Here is a 23,298-nt window from a genome sequence, read left to right on the forward strand (position 1 = left end):
CCGTCGGGAGAGCCGTGCAACAGGAGACCGGGCCGTTGCCCGGTGATTCGGCGGGCAGCCGGCGAACCGGGGGCGGCGGTGAGCTGGGCGGCCGGAGCGCTCAGCAGCGAGGTCCGGACGGTCGGCTCCGGAGTCAGGTCCGTGTCCGGTCCGCGTCCGCGGGCTGCCGGCCGGCCTTGTCGACGACGGCGACTTCCAGTTCGGCCTCGCTGGACAGCAGCGCTCCGGCCTTCCCGTACGAGGTCTCCTTGGTCAGGTAGCTGCGGGAGCCGAGGAAGGAGAAGTCCTTCTCGTCGAAGACCCACTCGGTCCGGATGCCGTAGCGCGTGTCGTTTCGGGCGATGCCGAGGCCCCGGCGGCCGATCGCGTCGCGGGCCTGCGGAGCCGGGGTGACGCCGGGGATCTTCGCCGCGGCCCGATAGAGGGCGGCGGCCGTACGGGGCGGCATCATCGTGCCGAGCAGGGACCCGATCTGCTCGAAGACCGCCTGATCTCGTTCCCGGCCCGCAATGTGCGGCGTCTTGGCGTAGAGGTGGGCCAGCAGCCTGTCGGGGTCGGTGGGCAGCGAGCTGAGCCAGCGGTAGGTGGGGCGGCCGAGGCCGGCCGGGGTGCCGTCGGTGTCACCGAGTTCGGCGTTGACGGGGAAGGTCTCACCGTCCTCCCGGATCAGTCCGAGTGTGTGCAGGGGCCCCGGCTCCTGCGCGGTCCACGTCTCGCGGTCCAGCAAGGGGCCGAGGACGGCCTTCCCGCTGGTCAGGTCGGCCCCCCGGCTCTTCTCCCGCGTGTAGACGAACTGGTCGTCCCGGACAGTGGACGTGTCGCGTTCCTCCACGGCGTCGGACATGCGGCCCAGGAGCGCCGCGGCGGGCTGCATGTTCCTGGCCGCACGGTGCGAAGCGGTGCCGGAGGGGTCCGGGGCGCCGCCGTCCAGGGCGACTCCCGCGGCCAGTGCGCAGGCCAGGGTCAGCGCGGTCGCCGGGGCCAGGAGCGCGGGCCGCAGCAGCCTACGGGCCGGGCCGGTGCGGGGCGTCTTGTCTCGGTCGATGTGGTGCATCAGCAGTTCCTTGCGCCGAAGGTGCTGCTCGCGCGGAAGGTCCCGGTCGGCGGGGACCGGCAGCAGGCGGGCGATCTCTTCGCGGTCGCCGTCGCGCTCCGGAGAAGCGCCGGTGGTCATGTCGTTCATATGAGCTCCTCCCGCACGGGCAGGGCCGCGATCGCGGCCGCACTGGTCATCTCTCCGCGGGCGGCGTGCGGTTCCCGGTCTTCTTCCGCGAGGCGCGCGAGTTTCTTGCGGGCGCGTGAAAGGCGGGAGCGTACGGTGCCGACGGCGATGCCCAAGGCCTCGGCCGTCTGCTGGTAGTCCAGGCCGGACCACACGCACAAGGCCAGCACCTCCCGCTCCTGGCGCCGCAGCCGGGCCAGGGCGGCCTGTACCGCACGCAGGCGCCGTGCGTCGTCGATGCGCCCGACCGTCCGGGGCGCGAAGTCCTCCTCCACCGGCGGCTGCGGCTGACGCGCCATGAACAGCCGGCGTCTGCGCAGTGCCCGGCGGGCGTTGTCCGCCTTGTGGGTGGCGATGCCCAGCAGCCAGGGCAGCAGGGAACCGCCGTCCTCGTGCACCCGGGCGCGGGTCCGCCACGCGGTCAGGAAGGTTTCGGACACGATCTCCTCGGCTGCCGACCAGTCACCGGTCAGCCGCAGCCCGTGGTTGTACACGGCTCGGGCGAACTCCTCGTACAACCAGGCGAACGCCTCACGGTCCCCCTCGCGTACGCGGCGGCGCACATCGTTCTCTGAGTTCCTCACGATCACTTCTCTCCACGCCGCGCATGGAGTTCCTGTGGGCTGCGTCACGTGCGGGCAGGGCTCCCGAACCAAGATCGCGCCCGAGCGGGATCAGGGCCGGGCGCGTGCATGTCCGGCCTCTCGGCATCGAGTGTCAGGGAACGGAAAGGCGGGAAGCAGATTCCTCGGCCGTTGTGGGGCTGCGCAGGACGAAAAGACAGCGAGCGGAGTGGGCCGAGGAGTGCGGCCGCGGCCTCGCAGCTGTGATAGGTGCGGCTACCACAGCTGGAGAAGCAATTACGCCGGATCCAGCACGGGCCGCGCGGGGAGCCCGCCGTTGTTCTCGCAGCGCAGCTCCTTGGCCATCGCCAGCGAGACGGAGTGGGCCACGGTGGCGTAGGCGTCCTTCAACGCCTCGATGTCGCCCTCGGGCTCCGTCGGCATAGCCCAGTGCCGCACGCCGATTGCGATGTGGGCTTCTTCCAACGAACCGCCCAACTTGTCGCTACGGCACGCGAAAAAGACATATGCCTTGTCCGCCGCCGCGACGGCCAGCTCCCCCATCTTCAGCTCGGTGAACTCCGGGGCCGACCGGCCCTTCGGGGCGCCGTCTTCAAGACTCCAGGTGATTCTGAGCTCGAACCCCGGCGAGCCGATGGGCATGTAGACGCGGCAGACGTCCTCCGTCACCGTGGGAACCGGGAACGCCTCGACGATGTCCACCGCAGCCTGCGCGACGGTGTACTCCTCCGCCGACGCCTCGAATCGCGAAGACCCCGTGATCACCTTCAGCGCCTTGGACGCGTCGGCGGACATGGCCCTGCGACCGCAGAGTTGTGTCCCCCCAACGACCTTGTAATCCTTCGGAGTATGCGGAGTGCCGTCCACTTCTCCGTCCCCTCCGCACCCCGTGGCCCCGAGAAACAACGAGCCGGCCACGGCCGCGGAGAGCAGCCCCCCGCGCACCGACCCACTACTGATCACTGTCCGCATCCCCATGTCCCCTCGGCCGCCCACCGGCATCAGCCGGTCTCCGGGTCATTGCCCTGCTGGTTCCCCTGGTCGCTGCCGACCCCATAGCCGATCAGCCGCCTGAAAAGTCGGAGCAGTTGTCGATCAGGCTGGCCGTCCTTGTCCTTGCCGAGGTCGTCCGTTGGGACCGCCCGCCGCCAGTGGGTCATCCGGGCACCGCTCGTCAGCGGCGCACCTCATCAGCAGGCGGCCCCTCCTCCGGCCAGGAACGATCGCCTGATCAGGGTCGCTTCCGCTTACGCAAGCGGCTACGCGGGATCCAGCACGGGCCGCGCGGGGAGCCCGCCGTTGTTCTCGCAGCGCAGCTCCTTGGCCATCGCCAGCGAGACGGAGTGGGTCACGGTCGCGTAGGCGTCCTTCAACGCTTCAATGTCGCCCTCGGGCTCCGTCGGAAAACCCCAGCGCCGCACGGCGATTACGATGTGGGCCACTTCCGTCGAGTCGAACGACCTGTCACTCCTGCACGCGAAGAAGACGTACGCCTTGTCCGGCGCCGCCACGGCCCGCTCCCCCATCTTCAGCGCGGTGAATTCTGGGGCCGAGGGGCCCGTCGGAGCGCCTTCGGCCAGCCTCCAGGTGATTCTCAGCTCGAAATCCGGCGCGCCGATGGGCGTGTAGACACGGCAGACGTCCTCGGTCACTGTGGGAACCGGGAACGCCTCGACAATGTCCGCCGCAGCCTGCGCGACGGTGTACTCCTCCGCCGACGCCTCGAACCGCGACAACCCCGTGATCACCCTCAGCGCCTTGGACGCGTCGGCGGACATGGTCCTGCCACCGCAGAGCTGTGTCCCCCCAACGACTTTGTAGTCTTTCGGAGTCTTCGGAGTTCCGTCCACATTTCCGCCCCCTCCGCAACCCGTGGCCGAGAGAAACAACGAGCCGACCACGGCCGCAGAGAGCAGTCTCCCGCGCACCGACCCACGACTGATCACTGTCCGCATCCTGATGCCTCCTCGGTCGCCGACCAACATCAGCCGGACTCCGGGTCGTTGCCCTGCTGGCTTCCCCGGTCGTTGCCGACCCCGTAGCCGATCAGCATCGATTCGTACAAGTCCTGCCCGAACACGTCGTCGTCGCTCATACCGTGACGCACCAGGAACGCCTCCACCGGGGCCTCGGCCATCCTCTCACCGGCGGAGTAGATCCTCTTTCTCTCCCTCTCGGAAAGGTCCTCCACCTTCTCCTTGTGCTCATCCACCGCTTTGTCGGAGATGTCCCCGACCTTCTGACTGATGAACTGTTCGGCAGCACCACTGGCGGTGTCGGTCGCCAGCGGGATGAGCACCGCGGCCGCGCCCACGGCCGCGGTCGCGGGCAGGAAGGCGACGCCCGCCGCGACGCCCGCCGTGGCCCCGAACTCGATCCAGCCCGCCCGCTTGGCGACCGCCTTCTCGTAGTCCTCGTGGGTCTTGAGGTTCGTCGCCTCCACCTGGTCGGCCCGGGACTGGTCGAGCATGCCCTGCACCTCGGCGCCCACGCGCACGGTCGCCCTGGCCCTGGCGGCGACCTCGTCGGTGATCTTTCCGTCCGGGCCCACTGACCCTTCCAGGACGCTGCGGGTGTAGACCTGCTCCGCGGCCGAGACCGTCGCGTAGGCATCCGGGTGCTGACCCAGGGTGCTGAGGAAGCCCCGGACGACGCTCCGCCCGTCCCCGTCCACGGTGCCCGCGAAGTCGATGTGCCCGTTCGGTTTGTCGGGCGCGAACACGCTCCCGGGATAGTTCTTGGCCAGCGCCCAGTTGATGTCGTCGATGTAGCCGGCGCCCATGACGCCCAGGCTGTCGACCATCGCCTCGTGGTGCTTCTTGAGCAGGCCCGGGTCCGCACCGTACTTCTCCATGACCTTCTGCATGACCGCGGCGTTGTCCGCGTCCCGCACCACGCCGGGGTCGGGGTGCCCGGCCGGGTAGCCCAGGGTCGCTGCCTCCAGGGCGTGGCCGAGGGCGTCGGGCATCTGGTCGAGCGACGCCTTGAACTCCTTCTCGTCGAGCGAGTTGACGTCGGGGAAGGACTCCCACTTCTCGTTGCTGAAGAAGTCGAAGTAATTGTCGATCGCCTCGCCGTCCTTGTCCTTGCCGAGGTCGACCGTGGCACCGTGGTTGACCGTGCCGTCCTCGTTGTACGCGGTCGGGGGGTCGGTGAAGAACTTCTTCGCCGCTTCCGGACTGTTGCCGAGCGCTTCCAGCATGGCGGTAGCCGGGTCGTAGCCGGCCCCGTTCACGCCGGAGGGGTTGTACGGGTTCTTGAAGGGACTGTTCACCACCTTGCTGTCGGCGAACATGTCCGGGTGCTTCGCGTGCAGCTGCGCCACGTGTTCGGCGATCGGGTTGAGGAACTTCGCGTCGTAGTCCCCGTACCTCATGATGCCGCCGAGCAGCTGGTATCCGAACGGCCCGCTGTAGTCGTGCCTGGCCAGCGGAATGCGCTCCGTACCCAGCTTGCGAAGCTCCGGACCCCAATTTCCGAAGCCCGGCCGACAACGGTCGAATCCCGGCAGGATCACGCCCCAGCTCACACCTCACGGGGGCAACGCGCTCGCGATTCAGCCGCCGGCCCAGTCGGCGCAGTGCGGCGTCGATGCGCGCAACACCGAAGGTGCGCCGGTAGGCGACGTGCAGCACGTTGATCTCGTTGCGAGCGCGTAGTCGTTGGTCTGCCGCTTGCCGCGGCCGGCCTGCCTCATCCTTGCCCCAGTCCGCCCCCGTCCGGGGCCGCCCCCGTCCGGGGTACCAGCCGCGCAGGAACTTGAAGCTGATCCCGAGTACCCGGGCGACAGCCCTCGTGTACACCTCGATCCCGGGGCGGCTGCCCGTTCCCCGTTCGGCGGTCTGGGGGCCAGCGGCGGGCACACCGGCGCCGTGATCATGGCGCAGTTCGTGCGTACCCTGCTTGCGGACTCCGCCTGCCCAGGGCTCTTATTCGGCCGGCGCGTCGCGGCGTGGCGCGACATGGAAGTCGAACGCGAGCGTCCCGGGATCCAGGGCCGTCGCCCCGCCGTCGACCGTGAGCACGGAGCCATTCACATACGACGCTGCCGGGGAGAGCAGCCAGGCAACGGCCTCCGCGATCTCACGCGGCTCACCGGGCCGTCCCAGGGGAAGAACTCTGGTCACCTCTTCGTAGGCCGTCTCCACGCCGTCTCGCCGTAGGTCCGCTTCCGCTGCGAAGCGCGCCATGCGGCGGTCGGCCATCTCACTTCTCACCCAGCTCGGACACACGACGTTGGCCCGGACCCCCTGACGGCCGTAATCGACGGCGACGGAACGGCACAGCTGGAGCAGGGCCGCCTTGGACGTGGCATACGGGGCGTTGCTCGTGCCGTTGCGCAACGCGGACACCGAAGCGACGGCGACCACCGCGCCGCGCGCCTCGAGCAGGTGCGGGATCGCCGCGCGCAGGAGCAGCAGCGGGCCGGTGACGTTGGTGCGCATCACCTCGTCCCAGTCCTCCATCGACAGGTCGGCCACGGCTCCTCCGCGTCCAATGCCCGCGTTGAGCACCAGTCCATCGAGCCGTCCGTACGCGGCCAGGGCCGCCGCGACGAGACCGTCGGCCGCCTCGGGGTCCCGCACGTCGGACGGGTGTGCGAGCACCCCGGTCTCCTGTTGAAGGCGCCGCAACGGCTCGCTGCGCCGGCCGGAGACGACCACGTGGTGTCCTCCCTCGCGCAGCAGCCGGGCGGTGGCCTCCCCGATGCCCGTGCCTCCACCGGTCACGATGACAACTCGCTCGTCGGTCACTGCTGTTCCGGCTCCTTCTCGTCCACAGGGCGCAATCGAGCCTAGGACCCCTTGAATCCCTGCTGACGACTTTGAGACAAGCCGTCCCGCCCCGACGCTGGAGCGCGGCGGCCACCTGCGCGGTTCGGACTCGCCGGCACGCAGCCCTGCCTTCGGCCAGCCCCGCAGCCCTGCGGACGCCCTTCCTTGCCGGCCACGCCCTTTTCGTTGAAGCCGTACTTCGCGGTGGCTCTGGCTCCTCCGTAGCCGTGGGCTATCCCGGCAAGCAGCCACGCGTGGACCACGAGGCCGTCGCCCGCCAGCTCGACGCCCTCGCCGGATACATCGCCACCCCGGTCACCACGCGGCGCGGCCTCATGGCGGGCCTGCACTACCTCACCCGCACCGACCGCGCCCGCACAGCCGCCCGCGAAGCCAGCCTCACCGTCACCGACCGCACCCTGCGCGCCTGGCTGGGAAGGACGGCGCGCCACGTCCCGGCAGAACCTGGCCCGCATCGAAGACGCCTACCGCATGGTGCGCCGTCACAACGTCGCTCGCCACCCGCCGGCCCGCTGGGCTATCCGGAGCTGCCCGTCTTGACGGTCACTTCACGGTGGTCCCGCCGGCGGCCACCTCGCTTCGGCGTCCGGTCAGGGAGCAACGGCCCGATCCGCGCCCACTGCGCATCAGTCAACGGCACAGCCGGGCCAACGACCGACTGATCCAAACGAAACTGCCTAGAGCTGGATGCGGAGGTCGAGCACGGGCCCGGTCGCGTCGAGCGGCGTCGCATCCAGTTTCTCCAGGACATGGAGCATCGGCTTGTTGCTCGCCACCACCGCGGTGGTCAGCGTGTGGTGTCCCTCGCGGCGGGCCAAGGTCGCCGCATGTTCGGCCAGCGCGGTGCCGAGCCCCCTGGCCTGCCACGCGTCCTCGACCAGGATCGCGAGTTCCCCCACCCCTTGCTGATGTGTGCGCATGACGTTGGTCATGGCGATGATGTGGTCCGTACGCTCGGCCGGAGCGGTCACCAGCGTGGTGCCGCGTTCCGGGCTGGACAGCTGACGCCATTCGGCAGGCGACAGCCCGGACTTGCCCGCGTGGTACCGCAGGGCTCGGCTGCCCGGCGAGCAGCGGCGGTGCAGTTCCTGGACCGGCACCAGGTCGACGGGGCCCGCCTCACGGGTCTGCGTGGCGGTGCCGTCGGTCAGCGTGATCGAGTGTGCGGCGTCTTGACGGCTGGCGTCGGCCATCGGCGTTCTCCTCCCATTGCGATCGTGACTGTTGTGCCGCGGCTCCCGGGATGCAGGCGCGGCCTTGCTTACCGCAGCAGTCTTCAACCGCCTGCAGGCCGCCTCAAGAGGACTTCGCGCCACTTTGACTACTCTACGCATCCGGTCAAATACGAAACGAAGCGAAAACATTGAGGAGTCGCGGTCCTCGTCGACGCCGATGCTGGGCATCGCTCGCGTCATCGCTCAAGGATTTACACGGAGGGCCGCCCGATCCTCGCCATCAGGACAGGCCGATGAACGTCCACAATTCGCATAAGTGACCCGATGTCAGTGGTGGCAGGCAGGATGACGGGTGCTGCCGGACTCTCCGACGGGGAAGGTCGCCGGCGGGGCCGTGGAGGGCGATGTCCCTCACACGGGAGCGATGTTGAGTCTGGACAACGTGTTCTCGCCGAAGGAGTTCACCGCCTGGACCGCGTCCCTGGCCCGGCGCATCGGCCACGACGTCGAGCGGTTCAGTGTCGAGCCGGAGCTGGACGGGCTCGCGGTCGCCGCCCGTTACGCCGGCGGTCGCCCGAGACAGCTGATCACACGTGGGGACGGGACGGCCGGGGAGGATGTCTCGCACGCGATGGGCACCATAGGGGGCCTGCCGGACGAACTCGCCGAGCCGGTCACCGTGGAAGTCCGGGGCGAAGTCCCGATGGCGACCGCTCAGGGCGAAGCCCACTGGTGGCGGCCGCGGGGTGCCGCCCCCAGAACCGGGGGCGGCACCGCGCGGTCAGGGGCGGCCCAGCGCGAGGACCACGTTGTGGCCGCCGAAGGCGAAGGAGTTGGACAGGACCACGGAGACCTCGGTGTCCCGCGGCTCGCCGGTGACGACGTCGAGGCCGACGGCGGGGTCGGGGTGGTCGAGGTTGGCCGTGGGCGGTACCACCTGGTACATCAGGGCCTGCACCGCGGCAACGGCCTCGATCGCCCCGGCCGCGCCCAGCGTGTGGCCGGTCAGGGACTTGGTCGCGGTCACCGGGACCCGCCCGGCCACCGACCCTAGGGCAGCCTTGAGCGCGGCGGCCTCGGCGGCGTCGTTGAGGACGGTTCCGGTGCCGTGCGCGTTGATGTGGGACACCTCCTCGGGGGTGATGCCGGCCGAACGGATCGCCGCGGTCACCGCGCGGGCGGCCGCGGACCCGTCCGGCCGGGGCGCCACGATGTGGTGCGCGTCGCTGGTACGGCCGTAGCCGCGCAGCACGGCCATCGGTTCGGCCCCCCGGGCCCGCGCGTGGTCGGAGCTCTCCAGGACCAGGACGGCCGCGCCCTCACCCAGGACGAAGCCCGCACGGTCCGCGGCGAAGGGGCGGCTCGCCCGCTCAGGTTCGTCGTTGCGGGCGGACAGTGCCTTCATCCGGGCGAAGCCGCTCACCAGCAGCTCCGTCAAGGGGGCCTCCGCTCCCCCGGCGAGCACCACGTCCGCCTCGCCCGAGGCGATCATCTGATGCGCCGTCGCCAGCGCGTCGGCGCCGCCGGCACAGGCGGTGACGGTCGTGGTGACGGGGCCTCCCAGCCCGTAGCGAATGGCGAGGAAGGCGGCAGCGCTGTTCGACATCGCCATCGGTATGAATCGGGCGCCGACCGCGCCGGCACCCTTGAGTGCCCAGGCCGCGGCGTTGTCACGGATGCTCCCGGCGCCCCCGCACCCGGTGCCGAGCACGACGCCGACGCGGTCGCGGTCGGTCGATTCCAGCTCCAATCCGGCGTCCTGGAGGGCGAGTTCGGCTGCCGCCGCCGCCAGGTGGGTGACGCGGTCGGTGATGGTCTCGTCACGCCGTTCCAGACGCAGCTCCTCGGGCAGGTCCACTTCTCCAGCGATCCGCACCGGCAGGCCGGAGGCGTCGAACCGGCTGATGGGCCGCACTGCGCTGCGTCCTTCCAGCTGGCCCACGTGGAACGCCTTGGCGCCGACTCCCACCGGGGTCACCGGGCCGAGCCCGGTGACCACCACGCGACGGCCGCTCATGCGGCGGGCTCCGCGGCAGCGCGCTGGGAGTCCACGTAGGCCACGACGTCGCCGAGCGAGGTGAGGGACAGGGCGACCTCGTCGCTCACGGGGACGCCGAGCTCGTCCTCCATGGCCGAGACCAGTTCGACCATGTCGAGCGAGTCCAGCCCCAGGTCCTCCTTGAAACGGGCGTCGGGGGTGAGTTCATGGGGCTCCAATCCCAGACGCTCCACCATGACCTCGATCAGGCGCTGTTCGGTGGTGCTGCTCATGAAAGCTCCTCCTGCGTTGTCTTCTCGGTGTTCATGTGTGGTGTGGGGGGCCGGGCTCACGCCGTGGGCGGGCGCCAGGCGTCGAGGCCGGCGTGGAGTGCCAGGTCCGCGCAGACCGCCTCGACGCCCGCGACGAACTGGTCGGCCTCCGCGAGGGACAGCACCAGCGGGGGCTGGATGCGCATCACCTGCGTGCGGTTGGCCGTGACGAAGGTGAGGATGCGGTGGTCACGGGCGAGTGAGCCGACGAAGCGCAGGCACATGAGGTCGCCGAGCGTGGACTCGACGGCCTCGCCGGCCCGGGTCAGCGCCGTGCGCAGGTCGTCGGGCAGCCAGTCGGTGAGCGCGTGCAGGTCGCCCGGGAGCCGCGTCAGCAGCTCCTCGGTCAGGGAGGAGACCGCCCCGGAGAAGTCGCCGTCGAACTCGATCGCGGTCATCAGGCCGATGCCCCGGACGTCCTTGATGAAGCCGTACGGGTCCAAAGCCTTGCGCAGGGAGCCTCGCAGGTGCTCGCCGACCTTCTGTGCGTGCTCGGGAAGCCGCTCGGTGGTGAGGACGTCCAGGGTGGCCAGGCCCGCCGTGGCCGCGAAGTTGCCGCCGCCGAAGGTGGAGGAGTGCAGCAGGGCGCGGTTGGTGCTGCCGTAGGCGGCGTCCCACAGGTCGGCGCTGCACAAGGTCGCCGCGATGGGCACCAGGCCGCCGGAGAGGGACTTGGCCAGGCAGAGCACGTCGGGGTCGAGGTCGTCGTGCTCGGCGGCGAAGAGGCGTCCGGTGCGGCCGAGGCCGGTCTGGATCTCGTCCAGGACGAAGGCGGCCCCGGCCCGGCGGCACAGCTCACGTGCGGCCTTCAGGTAGCCGGCCGGGGGCAGCACGACGCCGCCCTCGCCCTGCACCGGCTCGACGATGAACGCGGCGGCTCCGTCGATCACGGCGGCCAGCGCGTCGAGGTCCCCGTAGGGGACTTCGGCCGTGTCCGGCAGCAGCGGGCCGAAGGGCCGGCGGTGCTGGGCGCGGCCGGTCACGGACAGGGCGCCCAGCGTCTTGCCGTGGTAGCTGTTGGCGGCGTACACAAGCCGGGTACGCCCGGTCGCCGCGCGGGCCACCTTCAGCGCGGCCTCCACCGCCTCGGTACCGGAGTTGCTGAAGAACACCCGCTCCGGCCGGCCGGGCGCCGCCTCACTCAGCCGCTCGGCGAGTTCTGCGGCCTGTTCCGGCATGGACACGTACTGCACGAAGGTCGGCGAGCCCCGGTCGAGGAAGGTGCGCAGCCGCTCGCTCACCGCGGGATGGTTGTGACCGAGGTTCAGGCAGCCGTACCCGGCGACGAAGTCCAGGTAGGCGGTGCCGTCCTCGGTGGTCAGCGTGCAGCCCTGCCCGGCGGTGAACACCCGGTCCAGGCCGTGCGCGCCGAAGAGCCGGGCCATCGGAGGGTTGATCCGCTCCCGGAACCGCCGCTTGGTCGGTTCGGTGATGCCCGCGTCGGCCCCGGTGCGGGCCGGGCGGTGGTACCGGGCCAGGCGCAGCACCTGCTCGTCGGTGACGGGCCGGCCGAAGGAGGCGAGCGGGACGGGACTGAACCCGTGCCGGGCCGCGAGCGCGCCGATGGCGCGGACGCGCTCCAGGGGGAGCTCCCGGCCGAGCGAGAAGGACTCCGTGCGTCCCTCCAGCGCCAGCACCACCGTCTCCGCGAGACAGCCGTTGAGCTGCTGAGTCGGCCCGGGCAGGCCGCCGTCCCCGAGGACGACGCCCTCCGAGCCGCTGACCAGGCCGCCGTCGATGACCAGCACATCGCTCGTCGCGCGGGGCGGTCCCGTCACGTCGCGGGGCAGCGCCACGTCGACGACGACCGAGCCGGGCGGCAGGCGGTCGGTATCCACCAGTCCGCCGACCGACGAGGCGGTCACGAACAACCGGGTCTCCGCGGCGCACTGGGCGACCTCGTCGACCAGCCGCACCCGGCCGTGGTCCTCAGCAGCGAGGTGCTTGAGCAGCGCCGACGGGGCCCGGTTGCCGCGTCGGCACACCAGATCCAGCTCGAAGCCGTCGGCCAGCAGCAGCCTCGCCACGGCCAGCCCGATCGAGCCCGGGTAGCCCACCACGGCCACCCTGGTCGACTCCGGTTTCAGCTCCAACAGGCGCACCACATGCAGAAGTTCCTGATGAGCGGCGTACACGGTCAGTGAGTTGCCACTGGTCACCGCCGTACCGACCCGGTGCTGTGTCCACACGCCGCGGTCGCCGACGATCGAGGTGGCGCCCCCGAGGCCGATCAGCCGCGCACCCCCGTCCCGCAGCCGCGCCGACTCGGCCGCGACCATCTCGCGGGCTGTGGTCGGGCGGCGCAGCAACTGCTCGGCGGTGTACGGCAGGTAGCGCACCTCGCCGGTGCAGCGGGCACCGGTCGGCGAGGTGACCGAGGTGAACAGCGGCACCGGCACGCTGTGGCGGACACCCGCCTCACGTTCGATGCCGCGGTGCTCGTCCAGGAGCCGCCCGAAGAGATCGAAGGCGCGGACCTGGTTGCGGTGTCCCGAGCTGACGGGGTGGGCGAGGAAGCCGAAGCGGACCGGCGGGGCTGAGGAGTCGGTCTCGGACCCGGACGATGCGGGACGTATCGGGGTCGACTGGGCAGGGGTGGTCGCCGTATCGGACAAGACTGTGCCTCCGAAAGGAAGAACAAAGACAAGGGAAGGTGTGGTCGAGCGACAGCGTGGGCGCCGTGCTCAGTCGCGGCCGCTCGGCGTGACCGATCGGGCGGACCGGCGGGTGGGCAGGGTGAGCGCGGAGAGTTCGTCGCGCTGCCAGCCCATCGACGACAGCAGACTCAGCCCGTCGCCCTCGTTGTTGTGCGACAGCAGGACCGAGCAGACGTTGACGGTGGCCGGCTGCGTCAGCCAGTCGCGCAGCTGGTCCGCCGCGACGTCCTCGACGTGCCGGTGCTGGAGCGTTAGGTGACCGAAGTTTTTGGTCCACTCGGGATCGAGCAGGTGCAGCACCTGGTTCTGGCGGTGCAGCTCGCTGCCCGTGCGGCCCTCGTGGTACGAACGGATCACCGAGTGTCCGCCGTCGACGAGCCGGAAGACGGTCACGTTGCGGCGCAGCCGCTGCCCGTACAGGCACACCTGCTGGACGAGCGTGGGCACGATGTCCGGTACGAGGGCCGAGGCGCCGTCGCCGATGAAGGCCAGCACGTTGTCGTCCCGGGTCAGCGCCACGGCGGGTACGGCCTGCAGCGCGTCGCCCATCAGTGCCCGCCCGTACCAGCCGGAAAAGCCGGGCCCGGTCCTCGGGAGGTTGCGGACCGCCGAGAAGCCCCCTCGCCCGACGTCGAAAACGCCGGTGTAGGTGTAGCCCTTCTCGGTGATCAACTGCTCCAGTACGTGGCCCAGCCGGTGGAAGAAGTAGTTGGCGGACATCGGTAGCACGGGCAGCGCGTGGACGGCGTCGTCCGGGCTGTGCCGTGCCTCGGTGAGGGCGGCCCGGCGCCGGGCGAGCAGCTCGGGGTCCACGTCCAGGCGCTCGCGCAGCGCCCGCAGGAACGGCAGGGCCTCGGCGTGCACCGGGTGGTCGGTGAACGGTGCCAGGTGCGCGGCCTCACGGGTGACCTGGGCGATCCGCAGCTGACGGGCGAGGGCCCTGGGCGAGAAGGGTGTGGAGGCCTCGCCGACGCGGCCCTTGAGGAAGAGCAGGGCCTGTTCGTCGCGTGGGCGCAGTCGGCCGCCCTGGTGCAGGTAGGCGTGGACGCGGGCCGAGTAGCCGTACAGGCCGAGGCTGCCCAGGTACTCCTGCACCTTACGGCCGCCGCGGTAGGCGGACACGGTGCCGGGACGGGTCAGGGAGTCGGTGAGGGCGATGCCCGCGCGGGCCGCGATCTCGTGGACCAGAGCGGACTCCTCGCCGTCGAGCCGGCCGCACTGCCACAGCATCCTGGCGGGGCCGGAGTTGACGAGTTCCGCGACCGGAGCGAGCTGGTCGTCCCGGACCTGCAGGACGGAGCGGGGCCGAGGGGGCACGTCCGCCGCGAGGGGCGCGACGGAGGTGAGCACCGAGGGTGTGGCGAGCAGGACGACCGGGCCGTCGTTCCGGTCGTAGGCGGTGTACGCGGCCGCGAGGCCCTCCTCGAGCGTGGCGGGGTCGTCCAGATACACGTACGGGATACGACGGGCCTCCAGCACGGCGCGGGAGTCCTCGGCGGCGTGCACCGTGCCCTGGAAGGGGAACCAGGCGCCCTGCGGCGCGTCGGCACAGACGATGAAACCGCGGGCCTGCGCCTGTCGTAAGTTGGCGAGCGTGCCCCGGAACTCGTCGACCATCCCGCTGGTGACGACGATCAGGAAGGGTGCCTCGTCCAGCTGCCAGCGGGCCAGCGCGCCGCAGGCCAGACTGTGTTCGCTGGGCCCTCGCAGCACGGGGTTGCCCTGCCCGGCGGCCAGCCGGTCCAGCTCGGCGATGAGGCCCGAGACGACGGAACCGGTGTAGTAGTGCAACCCCCAGGTGGCACCGGCCCGTTCGCCGAGGAAGTCGAACAGTGCCCGCGCCAGCGCCGGAGGTCCGGTGCGTGAGGCGGACCTCAGCGCCGACTGCCCGCGCTCCCGCTGCACATGGTCCGTGAACCGGCGAACCACGTCCGCCATCAGCACCCATTCTTCCTCGGGAAGTTGAATCACCTCGTGGGGCTGGGCCACGCGTACGGCGACGAGCGGACCCTCCGTGTAGACGGCCACGTTCTGTGCCGGCAGGGCATCCGCCGGCGCTTCGGCCCGGCGGGCGGTGAGGGCGTCCAGCGCCTCGGCGAGCGAGGGGTCGAGCGGCGCGGTCCCGAATCCCGCGCCCGCCGCGTCGACGAGTACGAGCGGCTGGACCGCGCCGGATCCGGTGGGCTGCTGTTCGAGCCACCGGGCGGCCTGCGGCAGAGTGTCGGTGGTGATGAGCTGGATCTCCGCATCGGGCACCGCCTCGACGAGGAAGCGCCGCGCCTTGGCGCGCACGCCCTCGTAGGCGGGCTGTCGCACGGTGCCGGCGCCCTCATCGGTGCGGGCACGGCTGTCCGTGCGGGAGGTGTCGGACACGACGCGCCCCGAACCGACGACCAGGTCTGCGAGCGCGTGCCGCACCGTGGAGTGGAACCTGGCGCGTTTGCCGACGGTGAGGACGAGGAACCGCGGCCTGTTCTCCATGCTGTGGACAGGATTCAACTTCTTGATCTCCGTTCCGGTCATGGCGCGAACGCGCGAGGGCACGCTGCAGCGGCTGACCAGAACGAATCTGTTGATCCCCGTTTTCCCCCGCAGCGCGCAGCACCGGAACGAGTCCGGTGTTCGGTCGCGCGCTCTCACTATAGGCACACTCTAGTTCCGGCCTCTACAAAAATAGGGTGAACAGGCCTCCCCGTCCGGTACGGCGACCGGAGAAGCGGGGAGGCCTGCCCCTCTCGACGGCGGGAGCGACGCGGACAGCCGGACCAGAAACCGGTCAGCCGTCGCGCAGTCCCACCTTGTCGTGAAGTCGGCGCAGCGGAGCCGGAGCCCACCAGTTCGCCCGGCCGCTCACCTTCATCACGGCCGGCACGAGGATTCCGCGCACCAGGGTGGCGTCCACCAGTACCGCCAGGGCGAGCCCGGCCCCCAGCAGCTTGAGCAGGCTGAGTTCCGATGTCGCCAGCGCGCCCAGCACGGTCGCCACGACCAGCGCGGCGGCTGTGATGAGGCGGCCGGTGTGGTCGATGCCGAAGACGACCGCCCGGGTGTTGTCGCCCGTCGCGAGATACTCCTCCCTGATCCGGGACAGCAGGAAGACGGTGTAGTCCATGGACAGTCCGAAGGCCACGCAGAACATCAGCACGGGGACCGTCACCTCCAGCTGTCCGGTGTGCACGAAGTCGCCGACCAGCCACTTGAGGTGCCCGTCCTGGAAGACGTAGACCATCGCCCCGAAGGAGGCCGTCAGGCTCAGGGTGTTGAGCACGAGTGCCTGCAGGGGCACCACCAGGCTTCCGGTGAACAGGAAGAGCAGGATCAGCATGCTCAGGGCGATCACCGCGGCCGCGTACGGGATGCGCTCACGCAGCGAGTCCTTGGTGTCCACCAGTGAGGCCGCCTCGCCGCCCACCAGGGCCTCGGCGGGCGCCCGCACTTCACGGACCTCCTTCGTGTGCCCCTCACCGGCAGCCGAGTTGGGGTTGACGTCGGAGACCACGTTCAGCCAGACGCCCCGGTCGTCGGCGAAGGCCGCGGAGGCGGGGCCGGCGGGAGCGACCTGCCGCCCGTGCGCCCAGCTGCCGAGCGGGCCGTCGACCCGTACGGTCCGCTCCGTGCGGGAGAGCTCGGCCATGTAGGAGGTGAGCTTCGCCTCACGGCCGTCCTCGGGCAGGTCGGGCAGCACCACCGTCACCGGGTCGGTGCCCGCGCCGTCGAAGTCCGCCCGGATGGTGTCCGCGGCGGTCTGGGCGGGGGCGCCCTGGGGCAGGATGCGGTCGTCGGTGAGCCCGAACCGGGCGTGCGCGAAAGGCAGGGCGAGGGCGACGAGCAACACGGCGATGGCACCGCCGGCCAGCACGGGGCGGCTCATCACCCGGGTCGCCAGCCAGTGCCAGGCCCCTTGTCCCTCACCGGAGGTACCGGGCAGCTTGCGCCGCACCCGGGCGAAGACGTCCAGCCGGTCGATGCGCCGGCCGATGACGGCCAGCACCGGCGGCAGGATCACCAGGGAGGTGAGGGCGGCCAGGCTCACCACCGCGATGCCGGCGTAGGCGAGCGACCGAAGGAACATCATCGGGAAGAGCATCAGCGCCGCCACGGAGAGGACCACCGTGAGCGCCGAGAACAGCACGGTCCGCCCGGCCGTCCGCAGGGACTCGGCGATGGCCTCCATGACCTCGCGGCCGCGCGCGAGTTCCTCGCGATAGCGGGTCACGACGAACAGGCTGTAGTCGACAGCGAGTCCGAAGCCGAGCGCCGTGGTGACGTTCATCGCGAAGAGCGACACGTCTGTGAAGGTGGCCAGCAGCCGCAGCACGGCGAGGGTGCAGACGACGGAGACGACGCCCACCACCAGCGGCAGAAGCGCGGCGACCAACGAGCCGAACGCGGCCAGCAGGATGATCAGGGTGAGGGGAGCGCCGATGAGTTCTGCCTTGGTCAGGTCCTCCTCACTCTGTTTCTCCAACTGGTCGTTGATGATCGCCCGTCCGGTCGCCGTCAGGGTGAACCGGCCCTGCTCACCGGTGAGTTCGTCCGCGAGTTCGCCGGCGCGTTTGGTGGCGTCGTTCTCGTCGCCGGACAGCCGCACCAGGATCAGGGCGGAGCGTCCGTCCTCGGAGCGCAGGGCGTGGTCCTGGGATGTCCAGTACGACGTGGCGTAGCCGACGCCGTCCAGGCGGCCGATCCGCTCGGTGAGCTCGCGCCCGGCCCGCGCCGTCGCCGCCTGCTCGACCGGCTGATCCCCCTTGGCCAGGAGAACCATGTTGGGCGACCCGGCCCCGAACCTCTCGCTCAGGATCTGCTCGGCCCGTGCGGACTCCGAGTCATCGGCCGTGTAGCCGCCGCTGGACAGGTGGTCGGCGGCGCCCGCCCCGAACAGCGCGGCGGCCAGCGAGATCGCCGCGATGATCAGGAAGACGGGGGTTCTGCCACGGATCAGGCGCCGGGCAAGTCCGGCGAGACCGCCCGTGGGCGGCCCACCGGCAGCCGGCGGGCCTAAGGTCTCGGTGGCCGCCGTACGCGTCGACGGCTGTGACTGGTTGGTCGTCAAGTCGTGTCCCTAGAAAGCGTGAGCAGGTCAGCGACCTCTCCGGTGTCCGCGAGAAGCACAGGGTCGGTCGATGGCGGGGCGCGCACCCTCTACGAGGGGGCGCACGGACCCCCGCCTGTCTTCGGGCGGTGTCCGTCAGCCCTCGCCGAGCAGATGGCGGCAGAGGCCGGCGTGGACCCAGTCCGCCCACTCCTGCGAGCTCCAGCCGCGCTCACTGACGAGCAGGTGGTAGACCTCCGGGCCGAGCAGGGTGTAGCTGGTGTCCGTGGCCCGCTCGACCGACAGACCGGACGGCAGAGGGTGCTTCTCCGCCAGGGCCGTGACCAGACGAGCCTGGACCTCGTAACGCTGCTGTTTGTTCTGCTCCCACAGCGGGGCTATCTCCTCGTTGCCGACCGCCGCGTTGCGCAGAACCTCCAGCAGTTCGCCGACCCGTTCGTAGATGTCGCGCGCCCCGTCCACCTGGTGGCGCAGCTGGTCCTGCGGGTCCTGGGCCGCGACGGCGTCACGGAACCACTGCCGCCCCACCGTCGGGACGGGCTCGTAGTCGCCCGCCACGCGGACGTCCATCAGCTCCTTGAGGATGGCGATCTTGGTGCCGAACTTGAAGTAGACGGTCTGCACCGCGACCCCGGCCTCACGGGCGATCGCCTCGATCGTCGTCCCGTCGTAGCCGTGCGCTATGAACAGCCGCAGGGACGCCTCGAGCAGTCGAGCCCTTGTTTCGTTGGAGCGTTGGCGCCTGACGCCTGTTTTCGCGGCCATGCCTGTCCTGCCGTTCCAATTGCTAGAGTCTCCATCTAGAGTATGCCAATAGATAGCGCTGTTCACTCGGGGAGGCAAGCGTGGACACTCAGGAACGCGCCACAGCCGCTCGTCCCGGGGGAAAGCAGTTACCCAAAGGTCTGCTGCCCCTGGTGACCGCGAGCATGGGCTTGTCGATGTTCGTGCTCTTCGCGTTCGGCGCGCTGGGACCCACCCTCCTGGCCGACCTTGGCATATCCAGGTCGCAGCTCGGCTCACTTCCGGCCGTGGCATTCGGCACCGCCTCCGTGCTCTCCCTGTTCAGCGGGCACCTCACCGACCTCATGGGCGGGCGGCGCGCCCTGCTGGTCCTGTTGGGGACAGTGGCCCTGGCCTTCGGCGTGCTCGCCCTGGCGGACGGTTACGGCTGGCTGCTGGCCGGGCTGGTGCTCGCCGGTGCGGCCCAGGCGTGCGCCAATCCCGCGACCAACCACCTCATCGCGGCGCATCTGCCGCCCGAGCGACGCGCCGCCGCCATCGGGATCAAGCAGTCCGGCGTCCAGTTCGGCGCTTTCGCGGCCGGTCTCCTGGTGCCCTCGCTCGCCGTGGCCACGTCCTGGCGCACCACCCTCGCCCTGGTCGTCCCGGTCGCGCTCGCCGCCGTGGCCGTCGCCTTCACGCTGCCACGCGACCGGCCGAAGGACACCGGGGCGGCACGGCTCAGCCTGCCCGAACGCCCGAACAGGGCGGCCCGGTGGCTCATCGTCTACTCGCTGGGCGTCGGCACCGGCCTCGCCGCCCTCAACACCTACCTCCCGCTGTACGCCCATGAGGAACTCGGCATGGGCGAGCGCCTCTCCGGCGCGCTGATCGCGGCCGTCGGTGTCGCGGGCATCGCCGCCCGCGTGCTGTGGACCCGGCTGAGCGGGCGGCTGTCCGACATCAGCCTGCCCCTGCTGGTGCTGGCGGGCGCGGCCGTCTGCTTCCTGCTGCTCGTGCCCGCCGCCGGCCTGCTGACGCCGCTGGTGTGGATCGGCGCCATCGGCCTGGGCGGATCAGCGGTCGCGGCCAACGCCGTCTCGATGGTCGCCGTGGTCCGCAGCCCCGCGTTCGGCGCGACCGGACACGCCTCCGCGCTGGTGTCGATGGGCTTCTTCGGAGGCTTCGTCGTAGGACCGCTCGGTTTCGGGCTGCTCGCCGACACCTCGGCGGGTTACACGGGGGGCTGGGCACTGGCGGGAGCGGCCTTCCTGCTCTCCGTCGTCAGCGGGTTCCGGGTACGGCGGGCGGTGGCGCGGTGACGACCCGTGCGAAGCCGCAGGGGCAGCCCGCGCCCCGGACCGGGAGCGCGTCGCTGTTCACCGAGGCGGACGGCGTCTGGCTCCCCTCACCGACGGCCGCCGGTCCGTGGGGCGCCGACCGGCTGCACGGCGGGGCCGTCGCCGCCCTGATGGGCCATCACGCCCAGCGGGCGCTGGGTGCCGGCCGGGCCCTCACCCGGCTCTCGACCGACTTCCTGGGACCGCTGCCCGCCCTCCCGCTCCAGGTCCGCACCCACACTCTCCGCGCAGGGCGCAGCTTCGGCCTGGTGGACGTCCGGGTGTCCGCCGACGGCACCGAGATCGCCCGGTCGAGCGCGCTCGGCGTACGGGCCGCGGAGCTGCCCCTGCCGGGGCTGCCCGGGGAACCCGCGCCACCGCCGCGCGCGAGCGGGCTGCCGTCGTACGAGCCCGGGGGCGGTGCCCCTTCGTTCAACCGCGACGCCGTGCGGGTCACCGTCGTGGACGACCCCGCCAACCCGCACGGCGGGACCGCCTGGGCACGGCTGGAGACGGGACTCACCGGCTCGGACGCCGCCCCGCCATGGGCGGCGGCGGTCGCGCTGGCCGATCTCACCTACGGGATCGGCGCGGCCCTGCCGCCCGACCGTTACCGCTGCGTGAACGTGGATCTCACCGTTCATCTCCTGCGACCGCCCGTCGGCGAATGGATCGCCCTGCGCGCCCGTACCCGCACCGGTCCCTGCGGACGGGGAATCGCCGAGGCCCTGCTGCTCGACGACTCGGGCGCCTTCGGCCGTTGCGTACAGACCCTGCTGATCAGCGAGGAGTGAGATGTCGACAGGTCTGGACCGAGCCGCCGCCGTCGCGGCGATCGGCTCGATGCTCCGGCGGACCAGGTCCACCGCACAGGCGGTGGGGGACCGCTTCCCGCTCTATGCCGACCCTGCCGGCGGACGCTGGACCACCACGCGGCGCGGATCGTGGACGGGCGGTTTCTGGGGCGGGTTGCTGTGGCTGGCGGCTGAGGAGTACGGGGACGAGGCCGAGGACGCGAGCGGCCGCGCCGAGGCCCTGCAGCGGGCGAGGGACGTCACCGTACGGCTGCGCGAGCGGGCCCTGGACGACACCGACACCCGGGGCATGACGTTCTGGTACGGAGCCGCCCAGGGGCAGCTGCGCTGCGGCGACCCCACCGCGGCGCGCGTCGCCGCCGAGGGAGCGGCCGCCCTGGCCGCGGCCGCGCACCCCCGGTACGGCGTCGTCCCGGCCGGTACGGCCCTGGGGCGCGGAGCGCGGGGCTCGGCGGAGCTGACGGTGGACTCGGCCGCCGCCGTGCTGGCCCTGCTGTGCTGGTCGGGCCGGGAGCATGGGCACCAGGACCGGGTGGACCTCGCTCAGCGGCACGCCGCCGCCGTACGCGACCGCTGCCTGGCGAAGGACGGTGGCGTCCGCGCGGGCGTCCACCTGGACGAGGCGACGGACGAGGCGCCCGCCGGTCACTGGGCACGCGGCCAGGCGTGGGGCCTCCTCGCCCTCACCACGGCCGCGGCGGCCGAGCGGGACTTCCCCGTCCAGGACGGCGGATACCTCGAGGCGGCCCTGCTGGCGGCGGACCACTGGCTGGACCGGACAGGCGACGCCGTTCCCGCCTGGAACTTCGAGGAGCCCGACGGGTTGCGTGACACCTCGGCCGCCGCCATCGCGGCGCAGGCCCTGCTGGAACTGGCGGACCTCACGCCGGGCCCGCGTGGCCGCGCCCTCAGGGACACGGCGACGCGGCTGCTGGGCCGGCTCGTCTCCGGCCACCTGACCGGAACCGCGGGCATGCCGGACGGTCCCCCGCCCGGCATGCTCCTCGACGGCTGCTACGACATCGCCTCGGGCACCGCGGTCGCCCACGAGCTGATCTGGGGGGACTACTTCCTGCTGTCCGCTCTCAAGCGCCTCGCGTACGAGCACCCGGCGCCGACCAACTCCCCGGACGCCCGGGGAAAGGGCCCCGGCTGAGTCCGACGGCCGTCTCCTGAGCCGGTGCCGGGCCCTGTCCGATCCCCCGTCGGGGGCCCGGCACCTCTTCTCCTTCCGGCCGCGCGCTCCCGGCGCCGCGCCCGGACGGCTCACCGGCCGGTCAGAAGACGTCCGCCTCGATCTCCGGGTCACCCGCGTACGCCTTCAGCAGGCGCTTGGCCACCGTGTGGACGTGGAGTTCGTCGGGCCCGTCGTAGATCCGGGTGGCCCGCGCCTTGCGGTACATGCGGCTGAGCGGGGTGTCGTCGATCAGCCCCTCCGCTCCGTACACCTGCACGGCCCGGTCCAGCACCTGGCAGAGGGCCCGCGACGCCAGCACCTTGGCGGCGGCGACCTCGGCGTAGGCACGGCGTCCGGACTGCACGGCCGCCGCGGCGCGCAGCACCTGGGAGCGGGCGGCCTGGATCTCCACGTACGAGTCGAAGACGTGCTGCTGCATGAGCTGCTTGGCCGCCAGGCGCTCCTGGAAGGCGGTGCGCTGGTGCAGCCGCCGGCACAGCAGGCCGAAGGCGCGCCGGGACTGCCCGAGCCACTGGACCGCACGCAGGGTCCGGCCGAGGTCGAGCCGCTCACCGGCGACGGCGAACCCCGCTCCGCGCTGCCCGATCATGTGCTCGTCCGGCACCAGCACGTCGTCGAGGCGGACCTCACGGTGGTCACCATCCGTGCCCAGCACCGACAGCTCCCGGACCTGCTGGAAGCCCGGTGTGTCGGTGGGCACCAGAAACATGGTGAACGCCTGGGAGTTCGACAATCCGAGCGGCTCCGTGCGGCAGATGACAGTCATGAAGTCGGCCTTCGCCGCGCGGCTGAACCACTTGCTGCCCCGGATCTTCCAGCCGGTCGCCGCGGGCTCGGCCCGCGTGGTCATCAGCGAGGGGTCCGAGCCGGAACGGCCCGGCTCCGACATGCCGTAACACGGGGTCGTCCGGCCGTCGAGCACACCCGGCAGATAGCGGTCGCGGACCGCCGGAGTCGCGTGGCGGTGGAGCATCAGGGCGTCGAGCAGATGCTCCGAGCCGAGGACGGCCGGACCGAACTCCGACTCGCCCTCGGCCTCGCCGATGTGCACGTAGTCGGCCAGCGGCAGGCCCCGGCCGCCGATCTCAGCAGGGTGGGACAGACCCCACAGCCCGTTGGCCCGGGCCTTGGCGCGCAGGTCGTCGAGGGTGGTGCGGGCGGTGTCGCCGCCGCTCAGGAGCGCAGGCTCGGCGGGAATCACCTCGCCCCGCACGAACTCCCGTATGCGGTCGCGCAGAACGCGCACGTGGTCCGGGAGAGCGAAAGGATCAGCGGTGATGACCGGCTGCGATGCTGTGTCCATGAGGTGCGTGTCCTTCGGCAGGGGCCCGCGGCCGTCTCCGGTCGGCAGCCGCGGGCGGTGGAGAGGGAACGGGAGGTGCCGGGCCCCGCCCCGGGGGAAGACGGGACCCGGCACCGGCTCAG

General features: G+C 71.4%; 17 protein-coding genes and 3 pseudogenes. 5 read left to right on the top strand and 15 right to left on the bottom strand.

The features are described 5' to 3' along the window. Positions 1-133 precede the first annotated feature (133 nt). The 7 genes and pseudogenes from ABZ920_RS10040 to ABZ920_RS10070 form a co-directional block, all read right to left on the bottom strand. On the bottom strand, positions 134-1,183 hold the full coding sequence (locus tag ABZ920_RS10040) for a CU044_5270 family protein (protein ID WP_361501089.1): 1,050 nt from the start codon (positions 1,181-1,183) through the stop codon (positions 134-136). After that, entirely contained in the window at positions 1,180-1,785 is a 606-nt protein-coding gene (locus ABZ920_RS10045; protein WP_361501439.1) for an RNA polymerase sigma factor, read from the bottom strand. The genes ABZ920_RS10040 and ABZ920_RS10045 overlap by 4 nt, the downstream gene beginning before the upstream one ends. A gap of 297 nt (positions 1,786-2,082) precedes the next feature. Further along, positions 2,083-2,601, bottom strand: coding sequence for a hypothetical protein (locus ABZ920_RS10050; RefSeq protein WP_361501092.1), 519 nt, complete (start codon positions 2,599-2,601; stop codon positions 2,083-2,085). A gap of 206 nt (positions 2,602-2,807) precedes the next feature. After that, positions 2,808-2,966 carry a hypothetical protein gene (locus ABZ920_RS10055; protein WP_361501095.1) on the bottom strand — a complete coding sequence of 53 codons (159 nt, stop codon included), beginning with the start codon at positions 2,964-2,966 and terminating at the stop codon, positions 2,808-2,810. Positions 2,967-3,065: 99 nt separating this feature from the next. Next, complete coding sequence (locus tag ABZ920_RS10060) at positions 3,066-3,584, bottom strand: hypothetical protein (RefSeq protein WP_361501098.1); 519 nt, start codon at positions 3,582-3,584, stop codon at positions 3,066-3,068. Between the two features lie 206 nt (positions 3,585-3,790). Further along, positions 3,791-5,278 (bottom strand): annotated as a pseudogene (locus ABZ920_RS10065) (hypothetical protein); the annotation flags it as partial. Positions 5,279-5,735: 457 nt separating this feature from the next. Continuing rightward, positions 5,736-6,560: an SDR family oxidoreductase gene (locus tag ABZ920_RS10070; protein ID WP_361501101.1), complete on the bottom strand. Its 825-nt coding sequence runs from the start codon at positions 6,558-6,560 to the stop codon at positions 5,736-5,738. 248 nt (positions 6,561-6,808) lie between these two features. Between ABZ920_RS10070 and ABZ920_RS10075 the strand changes: the two are divergent. Continuing rightward, positions 6,809-7,115 (top strand): annotated as a pseudogene (locus ABZ920_RS10075) (transcriptional regulator); the annotation flags it as partial. Between the two features lie 164 nt (positions 7,116-7,279). Here ABZ920_RS10075 and ABZ920_RS10080 read toward each other — a convergent pair. Beyond that, a complete protein-coding gene (locus tag ABZ920_RS10080; protein ID WP_361501103.1) occupies positions 7,280-7,795 on the bottom strand; it encodes a GNAT family N-acetyltransferase in 516 nt (171 codons plus the stop codon). Positions 7,796-8,126: 331 nt separating this feature from the next. Between ABZ920_RS10080 and ABZ920_RS10085 the strand changes: the two are divergent. Then, positions 8,127-8,495: pseudogene (locus ABZ920_RS10085) on the top strand (NAD-dependent DNA ligase LigA); the annotation flags it as partial. Positions 8,496-8,558: 63 nt separating this feature from the next. Here ABZ920_RS10085 and ABZ920_RS10090 read toward each other — a convergent pair. The 6 genes from ABZ920_RS10090 to ABZ920_RS10115 form a co-directional block, all read right to left on the bottom strand. After that, a complete protein-coding gene (locus ABZ920_RS10090; RefSeq protein WP_361501106.1) occupies positions 8,559-9,794 on the bottom strand; it encodes a beta-ketoacyl-[acyl-carrier-protein] synthase family protein in 1,236 nt (411 codons plus the stop codon). Further along, a complete protein-coding gene (gene acpP, locus ABZ920_RS10095) occupies positions 9,791-10,048 on the bottom strand; it encodes an acyl carrier protein (RefSeq protein WP_361501109.1) in 258 nt (85 codons plus the stop codon). Before acpP ends, ABZ920_RS10090 begins: the two co-directional genes overlap by 4 nt. A 56-nt stretch (positions 10,049-10,104) precedes the next feature. Continuing rightward, the gene (locus tag ABZ920_RS10100; protein ID WP_361501112.1) at positions 10,105-12,702 is read right to left on the bottom strand and encodes an aminotransferase class III-fold pyridoxal phosphate-dependent enzyme; all 2,598 of its coding nucleotides are present in this window, start codon (positions 12,700-12,702) and stop codon (positions 10,105-10,107) included. A gap of 69 nt (positions 12,703-12,771) precedes the next feature. Then, complete coding sequence (locus ABZ920_RS10105) at positions 12,772-15,267, bottom strand: hypothetical protein (protein ID WP_361501115.1); 2,496 nt, start codon at positions 15,265-15,267, stop codon at positions 12,772-12,774. Between the two features lie 253 nt (positions 15,268-15,520). Beyond that, positions 15,521-17,797 (bottom strand): MMPL family transporter, encoded by a 2,277-nt coding sequence (locus ABZ920_RS10110; protein ID WP_361501118.1) that lies wholly within the window; start codon positions 17,795-17,797, stop codon positions 15,521-15,523. Between the two features lie 135 nt (positions 17,798-17,932). Then, positions 17,933-18,562, bottom strand: a complete 630-nt coding sequence (locus ABZ920_RS10115) for a helix-turn-helix domain-containing protein (RefSeq protein WP_361501121.1) — start codon at positions 18,560-18,562, stop codon at positions 17,933-17,935. Between the two features lie 152 nt (positions 18,563-18,714). On the opposite strand from ABZ920_RS10115, the gene ABZ920_RS10120 reads away from it, so the two are divergent. Genes ABZ920_RS10120 through ABZ920_RS10130 form a run of 3 tightly spaced genes read left to right on the top strand, consistent with a single transcriptional unit; the run spans position 18,715 to position 21,831 of the window. Beyond that, positions 18,715-19,842, top strand: a complete 1,128-nt coding sequence (locus ABZ920_RS10120) for an MFS transporter (RefSeq protein ID WP_361501124.1) — start codon at positions 18,715-18,717, stop codon at positions 19,840-19,842. Next, entirely contained in the window at positions 19,839-20,654 is an 816-nt protein-coding gene (locus ABZ920_RS10125) for a thioesterase family protein (RefSeq protein ID WP_361501127.1), read from the top strand. The genes ABZ920_RS10120 and ABZ920_RS10125 overlap by 4 nt, the downstream gene beginning before the upstream one ends. A gap of 1 nt (position 20,655) precedes the next feature. Continuing rightward, positions 20,656-21,831: a sugar ABC transporter permease gene (locus ABZ920_RS10130; RefSeq protein ID WP_361501130.1), complete on the top strand. Its 1,176-nt coding sequence runs from the start codon at positions 20,656-20,658 to the stop codon at positions 21,829-21,831. A gap of 121 nt (positions 21,832-21,952) precedes the next feature. Here the strand turns inward: ABZ920_RS10130 and ABZ920_RS10135 are convergent, their stop codons facing one another. Beyond that, positions 21,953-23,176, bottom strand: a complete 1,224-nt coding sequence (locus ABZ920_RS10135) for an acyl-CoA dehydrogenase family protein (protein ID WP_361501133.1) — start codon at positions 23,174-23,176, stop codon at positions 21,953-21,955. Positions 23,177-23,298: the final 122 nt, after the last annotated feature.

Origin of the sequence: Streptomyces sp. NPDC046831 (assembly GCF_040645305.1) — a bacterium.
In the GTDB taxonomy this organism is placed as follows: Bacteria; Actinomycetota; Actinomycetes; order Streptomycetales; family Streptomycetaceae; genus Streptomyces.